Below are 2,538 nucleotides of genomic sequence, written 5' to 3'. Positions count from 1 at the left end.
GTGCACGCCCTGCGCGTCGGCCGCCTAGAGGCCGCGCGCGCGACCGAGGAGTTCCGCTACGCCTGCGCCGAGGCGCGCTGGAACGCCGCCCGCCGCGCCCGCCCCGAGCTCGACGCCCTGCCCGCGCTCGACCGCCACGCGCTCGTGGGGCTCTTCCGCACGCTCGAGAAGGAGCGCCTCGAGGCCACGCGCAAGCTCGTCCTGTCGCGCCACTTCGAGCAGATGCCGCGCGGCACCGTGGGCGAGATGGGCGTGATCCGCGGCGAGATCGGGCGCAAGCGCGGCCACAAGCCGGTGCGCTGGGTGATGAAGAACGCCGGCGCCATGGTGCAGCGCATCAAGCCGGTGATGCTGATGAGCCCGATCTCGGTCGCGCAGTTCCTCCCGCCCGGCAGCGTCGCCTTCGACCTGCTGGTGATCGACGAGGCCTCGCAGATCCGCCCCGAGGACGCGCTCGGGGTGATCGCGCGCGCACGCCAGATCGTCGTCGTGGGCGACCAGAAGCAGCTCCCGCCGACCTCCTTCTTCGACCGCCTCGCCGACGACGACGCCGACAACGACTTCGACGAGGACGACGCCCTGCCGGCCGGCGCCACCGCGGCCGACATGGAGAGCATCCTGTCGCTGTGCGAGGCGCGCGGCCTGCGTCAGCGCATGCTCGAATGGCACTACCGCTCGCGCGCGCCCTCGCTGATCCGGGTGTCGAACGCCGAGTTCTACGGCGACCGCCTGGTGCTGCCGCCCTCGCCGCTGCAGCTCGATCCCGACTACGGGCTCAAGTTCCGCCGCGTCCCCGGGGTGTATGCGCGCGGCGGCAGCGGGCTCGGCCGCCAGGGCACCAACCGCATCGAGGCCGAGGCGGTGGTGCGGGCGATGGCCGAGCACGCGCGCGCCTGGCCCGAGCTCTCGCTCGGCGTGGTCGCCTTCTCCAAGGCGCAGGCCGACATGCTCACCGAGGTGCTCGAGCTCGAGCGCCGCCGCGACCCGGTGCTCGACGCGCTGCTGCGCGAGGGCGGCGCCGAGGACGTCTTCGTGAAGAACATCGAGAACGTGCAGGGCGACGAGCGCGACGTGATCCTGATCTCGGTCGGCTACGGCCCGCAACAGGCCGGCGGCCGCCTCGAGGCGATGACCTTCGGGCCGATCAACGGCGAAGGCGGCGAGCGCCGGCTGAACGTGCTGTTCTCGCGCGCGCGGGTGCGCTGCGAGGTGTTCGCGTCCTTCGAGCCGGGCGACATCGACCCCGGGCGCGTCAGCCGCGAGGGGCCGCGGGTGCTCAAGCGCTTCCTGGAGTTCGCCCAGAGCGGCATCCTGGACGAGCGCGTCGCCACCGGCCTGGGCGCCGACAGCCCCTTCGAGGAGGACGTCGCCGCGGCGATCCGCGCGCTCGGCTACCTCGCCGACCCGCAGGTCGGCACGGCGGGCTTTCGCATCGACGTCGGCGTGCGCCACCCCGAGCGCCCCGGGCAATATCTGGTGGCGGTCGAGTGCGACGGCGCCGCCTACCACCGCGCGATCTGGGCGCGCGAGCGCGACCGCCTGCGCCAGGACATCCTGGAGAACCTCGGCTGGCGCTTCCACCGCATCTGGAGCACCGACTGGTTCCACCACCGCGCGCGCGAGATCGAGCGCCTGCGCAGCGCGCTGGAGGCCGCGCGCGCCGCCACCGCGAACGGCATCCGGGTGCGCGGGGCGAACCATGGCGCGGGCCGAGCCCAGCCTCATGGCGAAGCACGGGTCGCCGCCCGCGGCGAGGCGCGCGAAGGACAACTGGACGGCCGCCGGGACGACTCCCTCGCCGGGACACACGCCATGACGCGCGACGCCGCCACCGCAGATGCCGCGCAGGGACACCCGAACCTCCCTCCACCCGTATCCCCCGACGGCGATGCGTCCTTCGCGCTCGACCACCTCGCGCTCGTCGCCCCGGCCTATGTGCGCGCGGCGCCGGCGGTGCACTCCAGCCTCGAGCCGCACGAGGCGCCCGCCACCCAGCTCGCCGGGCTGGTCGCCGAGATCGTCGCCGTCGAAGGCCCGATCCACCTCGACGAGCTCGCCCGCCGCATCACCACCGCCTTCGGCCGCGCACGCGTGGGCAAGCGCATCGCCGCCGCCGTCGAGCACGCGGTCGGCCTCGCCCTGCGCCATCCGGCCGGGCTGGTGCGCGCCGGCGACTTCGTGATGACCCCCGCCCAGGCCGAATCCCCTCCCGTGCGCGACCGCAGCGCCGAGACCGGCAGCCTGCTCAAGGCCGCCAGCCTGCCCCCCGTCGAGATCGCCGCGGCCGCCGCGCTCATCCGCGCCGAAAGCGGCGCGATCGCCCCCGACGAGCTCGTCCGCGCCACCGCCCGCCTGCTCGGCTTCCAACGCCTCGGCCCGGAACTTGCGGAGGCCATCCGGCAAGCGGTGGAATAGGGGCATCGCACCCGCCGTATCTCCCCAGTCGATCGACCGCCGAATTCGCGGCTGCCGCCGCTCCTACAGGGCGCGGCGGATCGTGCAGCCGCGTCGGGCGCGGAAACGCCCCGCACGCGCGAC

1 protein-coding gene is annotated in these 2,538 nt (G+C 74.4%); it reads left to right on the top strand.

The window, feature by feature from the left end; genetic code table 11:
* On the top strand, positions 1–2,415 hold a 2,415-nt coding region (locus C667_RS22100; protein ID WP_039922769.1), incomplete at its 5' end, for a DUF3320 domain-containing protein.
* Between the last annotated feature and the right edge of the window lie 123 nt (positions 2,416–2,538).

It is taken from the genome of Thauera phenylacetica B4P (assembly GCF_000310225.1).
Classification (GTDB): domain Bacteria; phylum Pseudomonadota; class Gammaproteobacteria; order Burkholderiales; family Rhodocyclaceae; genus Thauera; species Thauera phenylacetica.
This window is presented reverse-complemented; position numbering and strand designations above follow the sequence as displayed.